The 7624-nt window shown below is 57.0% G+C and carries 3 protein-coding genes; 1 reads left to right on the top strand and 2 read right to left on the bottom strand.

Annotated elements, in window-relative coordinates:
- On the top strand, positions 1-1114 hold a 1114-nt coding region (locus MVB78_RS03745; protein WP_297488007.1), incomplete at its 5' end, for a transposase.
- A gap of 27 nt (positions 1115-1141) precedes the next feature.
- Here the strand turns inward: MVB78_RS03745 and MVB78_RS03740 are convergent.
- Entirely contained in the window at positions 1142-1576 is a 435-nt protein-coding gene (locus MVB78_RS03740; protein WP_367270990.1) for an FAD-dependent oxidoreductase, read from the bottom strand.
- 118 nt (positions 1577-1694) lie between these two features.
- On the bottom strand, positions 1695-7523 hold the full coding sequence (locus MVB78_RS03735; protein ID WP_297488004.1) for a PKD domain-containing protein: 5829 nt from the start codon (positions 7521-7523) through the stop codon (positions 1695-1697).
- Between the last annotated feature and the right edge of the window lie 101 nt (positions 7524-7624).

Below are 7624 nucleotides of genomic sequence, written 5' to 3'. Positions count from 1 at the left end.
CGGTTCCGCAACCGTTCAGCAAATTTGTAGGAAGAACGCCGAAGCTTGGAGGAGCTTCTTCTCACTCTTAAGGAACAAGAGGAACAGAGAACTACCAGAATGGTTCAAACCCAAACCACCAAACTATTTGAAGAACAATGGAAAACGGAGGCCATTAATCGTCCTTAGAAACGACCAATACAAGATTAATGGGAATAAGCTAATCCTCAAAGGCCTTGGAAAATTCAAACGATTAGAAATCCAGTTTAAAGGCAGAATACACTTGAAGGGCAAGCAAGGAAGATTAGAAATAACTTACGACCCCGTTAAGCGAAAATGGTTCGCTCACGTTAGCATCACGGTGGAGGAGAAGCTAATCAATGGTGAATGGGTAAGCGTTCCAAGACAGCCTTTGGGCAACCTTTCAGCGGGAATTGACTTGGGAGTGAATAATTTAATGGCCGTTTATGTCGAGAACGGTGAAAGCTTTCTCGTGAATGGAAGACCGTTGAAAGCCATTGACTTCTACTTTAGGAAGGTCATCGCTGACTACCAGTCAAAACTCAACAAGAGTGGAGCAAGAACGAGTAGGAAACTCAGAAGACTGCACGAGAAGGCTAAACTCCAAGCGAGGCACTACATTAACACGGCGGTAAGGCAAACCCTCGAAAGGCTTTATCAATTGGGCGTTAGCAGAATTGTCGTTGGTTATCCCAAGGGCATCAGTAGAAACTCTGATAAGGGAGCGAGGCAGAATTTTCTCCTCTCCCACGTGTGGCGGTTTAACACGGTGATTCAGCGACTCAGGGAAGTTGCGGGAGAGTATGGTATCCTCGTTGAAGTCGTTGATGAGGCTTTCACTTCGAAAACTTGTCCCGTTTGCGGGAAGCCCCACGAGGGGGCTCGTTTTGTTCGTGGTTTGTTTAAGTGTCCCGTGACGGGGCTTGTGTTTAATGCTGACTTGGTTGGTGCTTTCAATATCTTGAAGAAGGTGGCAAAAACGATAACCCCGAGTCTGAGCGGGTTTTACGCTCAGAGGAGGGGTAATTGGCCTAAGACCGGGCCAGAGGGGTCGAAGACCCGCTTTTTAGCGGGTTTTAATGAGACCCCTCGAACCTCTCCGCCCTTGGGTTAGGGGGTTCCTCGTTGGAACCCTCGCCGTTCACGGCGGGGAGGAGGTCAGCATCTCCCCCTCTTCCTCCAGCCCTTCCCTTATCCTCTTGGCATCGCTTAGTGTCCTCAGGGTGAGTAGATATTCCTTCCCCGGAACGACGGGTTCCCTCGCCCTCGCTCCCGTGGCCAGAACTAAGATGCCGTAGGGGAACTCGCCCCCTGAAGTCATGAGGACGTTCCTCGCCCTGTCTATGAGAAGGGCGCTGGTTCCGAGGTGCAAATCAATCCCTTTCCTCCCGTACCAGTCCATCGGAAGTGGGAAGAGCTTTTCCTCGGGCAGAAAGCCGGCTATGTAGTGGCTCAGCATCGGCTTGTTGTAGTAGGGCAGTTTTTCCCTCTCGATTATCGTGACCTCAAACTCCCCGGAGAGAGCTTTGGCGAGCTCAACTCCCCCGGGTCCGTTTCCAACGATAACGACCCTCATAAGCACCAATGAAAATTGGGAAGGGGAAGTTAAAAAAGAATCTCAAACCAAAGGTTTTCTACCCCTGGAACGGCCCCCCCTTCGCCGTGGAGGGCTTTCCTGAGAAAATTCAAAGGAATCAGTGTTCCGGCGGCTTCCTCCTTTCCTCCTCGTCCAGTCCCTCCACGGCTCGTATTGGGGCGAGGGGCCTTTCGTTGGGCGGCACTGGCAGCTTCTCCGCGCCTCCGGCTAAGTGCACCTCTATTATGGCCCTCCCATGGACGCCCCTGAGGACGATGTAGACGTAGTCCCCCGCGATTCCGTAGTGGGTGTCTCCCCTCCTCCCGAGTGACAGCCTCCTGCCGTCCACCCTCAGGGAGACGCTGAGGACGTTGAGGCCCTTCCTCGGCACCATTACCACCGCGTAGCCGCTTCCGTTCACGCTGAGCCTCGCGTAGGCCCTCCTGTAAACCCAGTTCCCGACGACGATCTTCCCCTGGTTCCAGCGGTCGAGCCTCACAGAGGTTCCGGCCCTTAGCATGCCCCACGGCTTCCCGTGCGGTCCCTCGTCTATCCTCACCTCCGGCATGGTAGAGAAGAGCTCCGAGAAGCCCGCGTTCCCGTACTTCCACTCCACTTCGAGCCCTCCGTTCTCGACGCTCACGTTTGTCTCGGCTTTCCCGGGGACGACGACCACGGTGGTTCCGTTGAACCTGATGACCCTGACGCTCGTGTTAACGGTGAAGTTAAGACCCGCTTTCCCGACGTTGCCCCAGACGTCCGCGGCGGTGACGGTGAGCTCGTGCCTCCCGTCGCCTATGCTCACATTGACCGTCCAGAGCCCTCCGGCAGGCGTTAGACTGTAGGACATACCGTCTATCTCGGCCCTCACCCAGGCTATACCGGATTCATCGGTTACGTTGACCTTCACTTCCGTAACGTTCGTGTCGTATATGGTGGCCGTTGGATAGAGTATCCTTATCTCCGGTGGCTCCGAGTCGGGGACGTGGCCCGCGCTGGCGAAGAGGCTGGCGAGCTGGGTGAGGTGGAGCGTCGTCACGTTGTGGTCAATGATCCCCCTTATGATTGCCACCCTCGCGTAGGTCGCTTTGATCCAGCCCGTCCGCGAGCCGATGGTCAGGTTCTCTCTCCTGCTTAGGAGGCTCCAGTTCCCAACGCTCACGCTGAAGACCTCGTCAAATCCTTCCCTTGAGACGTTTATCGAGGAAAGCACTTCGGCACTCCAGCTCCCGAAGTCCTCCCTGAAGGGCTCCCACGAGGTGGTGTTGTAGAAGCCGAAGTCCCTGGTAAAGGTGTAGCTCTCGTTTTTAGCAAGGCTTACGTTGGCGAAGACCTCAATGACCTTTGTAACGCTGGCGCTCAGGTTGTGGGCGTCCCATACCGTCAGGGTGACGTTGTAGAGTCCTCCGCGGGCGTAAATGTGAACCGGGTTGGGCCCTTCGGCAGTCCCTCCATCACCGAAGTCCCAGAGGTAGCGCGAGATCCCATCGGGGTCGCTGGCGATCGCCGTGAAGTTTACCGTCAGGTAGTCGGCGCTCCAAGTGAAGTCGACCTCGGGAGGCTCGTTCACCCTGAAGATGATGCTCTTGCTGACGTTGTAGCTAACATCCCAAGCGTAAACGGTGAGGTTGTGCCAGCCGTAGCCGAGGGTGACCATTTCGGAGTGGTTGGCCTCGCTTGAGAGGAGCGAGCCGTCGAGGTAGGCCCTCACACCGAGGAGGTCACTGTCGAGGACTGTGTAGTTGACCCAGATTTCTCCTGAGTCGTAGACTCCCTCGACCGGGCTCTGGATGTTGATCGCCGGCGCGCTCGGGTTGAGATAGACCCAGAGGCTCAGGTTGGCGGTGTTCCCGAAGTCGTCAACCGCGTGTATAACGACGGTGTTGTTGCCGGGCTTTAACGGTAGGCTCCCGCTCCAGATGGAGCAGGTAGAGTTCTCCCAGAGCTTTGTGAAGTCCCTGCTCTCGTTTCCAGCGCTTCCCCAAACGGTAACGTTGGTCTCGTCGCAGGCGGTAACGTTGAAGGTCGACATCTCTCCATAAATCCCGCTCCCCGGTGAGACTTCGAGAACCGGCGGGGTAACATCGACCTCCTTGCTCGCGTTGGCGAAGAGGCTGACAACCTGGGTAATGTGGAGCGTCGTGTAGTTGAAGCCCGCTATTCCGATAACCGTCGCGTTCCTCGCGTAGGTCGCGTTAATCCGGCCCGTGGAGTTCCGGTAGTCAAGGCTCTCGCTCCACCTTAAGAGACTCCAGTTGCCAGTGGTTATGCCGAGCACCTCATCAAGTCCGGCAGTGGAGACGTTTATCGAGGAGAGAATCCCCGAGCTCCAGCTCCCGAAGTCCTCCCTGAAGGGCTCCCACGAGGTGGTGTTGTAGAAGCCGAAGTCCCTGGTAAAGGTGTAGCTCTCGTTTTTAGCGATGCTCACGTTGAGATAAGCTTTAACGACCGCGCTCAGGTTGTTGACCTCAACGGTGTGCTCCCCGGTCTCGTTTATCTCAAGGGTAAAGGCGAAGACCCTGCTCTCGCCGGGCCCAATTGTCGAGGCGTTCCAGGCTATGGCCCTGCCATCGAGGTAGAGGGTGGCGTTGTAGAGGCCGGGGGAGTCCCCGACGTTGGTGACGTTGAGGTAAGCTGAAACGTTGAAGGGAGCAACACCCCACTCGGGGCTCACGCTCAGGCTGGCTGCAAAGGAAGTTCCGCCGTAGACCCTTACCTCCTCTGCCTTTGAAGAGCTGGCCCCCTCGTCGTCCCAAACGGTCAGGGTGACGTTGTAGAGTCCCGGCTTGGTAAAGGTGTAGTTGAGCTTCGCTCCTTCAAGGCTCTCGTTGCCGATGCGCCAGAGGTACCTCACAACCTTTCCATCCGGGTCGTAGCTCAGTGAAGCGTCAAAGCTCACCGTTGTGTTAACCATAATCGGCCCTTTGTAGCTTATCACCGGCACAGGCTTCCTGTTGCTCCTCAGGACGTAGAATTCTGCCGTTCCGAGGTCGAGGATGTGCAGTTTTCCGTCGTCAATCCACTGGGCCACCGGTTCCTTCCCGTCGCTCCTGACGGCTCTCGTGTAACCGGTCACAGGAACGCTCATGTAAATCCAGTCCGGGCTTCTCATGAGCGGGGTTATTCTGGCGAAGCCCATTCCAGTTTCCTTCGTGAAGTTGACCGGCAGGACGGCGTAGTCCTCTCCGCTGGAGTCGAGTATCTCCTCCGGCACTCCATCCCCGTCGTCATCGAGCAGGAAGTCGAGCATGCCGTCGTCTTTTGCGGTGTCGTTGAACGCTTTAAATAGGAAGTGCGTTCTGACTTCCTTAATCAGCGAGGTCTCGTTACCGCCGAGCTCGTCGCTGTGCCTGAAGGTGGCGTTGTAGTAGGTGAAGTCGCCGGTTACCTCAACGCTCATTATCCAGGCAGCTGTGGAGCTTTCGCCTGGCTTTAAGTCGCCGAAGTCAATGGTGAGGCTGTTCGGGGCCTTCCTGCCGTTCACGAGCGTCCCGAGGATTCTGAAGTCGATGTAAACTCCCGGATAGCTGGCCCTCTCGATCTTCGGCTGGGCCGATGCTATGCGCAGGTTCTTGGCTATGCCATAACCGACGTTCCTCACCCTGACGCCGAAGACGAACGGTATAGGCGGCTCCTTCTCGGGCGTGTAAGGGTTATCTCCATAGACCTTTGGCGGAATGACGTAGTCGAGTTCAAGCTGCGGAACCGGCTCGACCTCTATTAAAGCGGGCCAGGTCTCGTAGACGAGCGTCGTGTTGCCCACTTTGGCGGTTATGTTGGCCATAACGTAGTAGCGCGTCCTGAACTCCTCGGCCGCGCCTACCTTCGGGATTATGAGCCACCTCATTTTTGCCTGCCCCTGAGGCGGCAGTGTGTCGCCGGCTAAACCGCTCTCTTCATCCAGCCTGACGAAGAACTTGTCGTTGGCCGGGTTGCCCTCGCTGTCGAAGAAGAGCACGCTGACGTTGATGTCGCTGAGGCCGTAGTTGCCGTTGGTGTTCGTGAACTTCAGCGAGGCCCTGAAGGCCTGCCTCTCGAAGGTGAGCCTCTGCTCGATGGTCAGGATCAGGTCAACGCACATGTGCAGTGTGTTGCTCGGATTATCCCCGCCCTGCAGGGGCTTCACGGTTCCGCCCGGTGTGCCCAGCGGGACGACCTCGCATACCCTCCCTCCTGCCACGCTTCCCGCGTTGCCGAAGGCCTGGGCAGAGCAGGATGGACAGGACAGACCTGAACTACCGCTGGAGCTGCCGGAGGTCTTCTTGTGAACCGTTGGCAGACCCTCACAGGTGAACCTGCCGACGCTGGCCTCTCCACTGCCTCCGCCTCCTCCGAGGGAGCCCTCACCGCTGTAGCCACCGAAGGAGCCGTAGCGGATGAGCTGTGGCGGTTTTGGCTCCTCTTCTGTCTTGGGCGTGCAGTCGTTGTGGATGAGGCAGAGGCCGCAGTTTATGCCGGCCTGGGCAATGTAGGGCGTCAGGTCCTCCACCATCTTGTCTATGAGGTTTATAAGGCTGAGGCCGTTTGTAAGGCCCGCCCCAACGACGCCGAGCTTTGAAACCACCGGCGAGACCAGGTTGTTTGCTATCGAAGCCGCTTTATTCCAGTCCACCTTCACCTGTCCGTTGGTCGTCGAGACCGCACCCATGCCGTAAACGTAGGTCGGGGCGGTGGTCGTCGAGACTGCAAAGCCAGTTACCCTGCCACTGGAGTCCTTAACGACCGCGAGCTGGTAAGAGGCTAGCTCACGCCTAACCGCCCAGTAGACTGCCGGATTTGAGGCGAGGGGCGCCGATAGTATGTCCGCCAGGTTGTCCTTCCCGGCGTTGAACGTCTTGACGAAGTTCTCTATGTTCCCGGACGTCGGGTTCATGACCATCTGGGCGTAGGCGTCGTATATGTTCTCAAGGTTGCCCAGGGCCTCTCCCGCAATGGTGTTGGCGACGTTGGTGTCGTCTATCTTGCCGAGAACATCCCCCACCTTATTTCCGAGGAAGAGGAAGGCCGTTTTGCCCGCCAGCAGTGCCAGGGACTTCCAGCAGCCGTCGCAGGTCGGCTTGACGACTATCTGGTGAACCTTCTGGGCCCTCAGGGTTATCTTTCCAGCCTCTTCAACACACACAACGCCGGCCTTGAGGTAGAAGGTCTTGGTCTCGTGGAAGCAGGGCTTTATGGGCGGCGAGCGCTTGTAGTAGACCCTCACGACGTAGGGAACGACAACGCTCTCACCAGGCTTGAGCTCGTCTATCCTGCTGACCGCGAACTCCACGTCAATGTAGTGGCTCCCACTGCTCTCAAAGGTGACGTTGAAGACCGAGACGTAGGGGTGGGTGTTCGTAACTATCAGCTGGCCGTGAAACTCCACAAAGCCGGCCTCTGCGAGCTTCTCGTAGTCCACATAGACCTCCATGTCGCCGCCGTAGCTCCTTATCTCGGGCGCCGGGACGTGAGTGGAGTAGCCTATCTCGTGTTTGATTACGTAGACGTCCTGTATCGTTACCGGAACGACCTCCCACTCGACCTTCAGAATCGAGGGCATCAGCACAACGCTCACGTTCTTTTCAACGCCGGCCTCGACGGTTACAGTCCTGCTCACCGTGTAGTGGCTCTCCTCCGAGACGAAGAGGGTGTAATCGCCGATTGGAACGTCGGTGAACGTTACCGTGCCGTTCTCATCCGTATCGCCCTCGAAGTGGGCGTAGCCATTGTAGAGCGTAACGTGCGCTCCAGCCAGCCTCGTCGCGTTGGGATCCATCGCTATGACGGTAAGGGTTCCGGTAGCGTTCGGCGTTACAGTGATCCTGAGCGGGATTACGAGGTCGCGGTGGTTGGAGGCGCTTATCCTTATGCTCCCCTCGAAGGTTCCGGTCAGGTTCGAGGGCGGTGCTATGTAAAGGGCTATGCTCTCGGCTTCCTTTGGGGCGAGCTGGGTGAAGTTGCTCGTCACCTTAACCCACTCAAGGGAGCTCTCAACCGTAACATTCCTCAGCGTCTCGAAGCCGACGTTCTTTATGGTTATGCTCTTACTCGCGGTCTCGTTGGTGAGTA

The organism is Thermococcus sp., from assembly GCF_026991495.1.
Classification (GTDB): Archaea; Methanobacteriota_B; Thermococci; order Thermococcales; family Thermococcaceae; genus Thermococcus.
The sequence above is the reverse complement of the archived record's forward strand: the minus strand, read 5'-3'. Positions and strand labels throughout refer to the sequence as shown.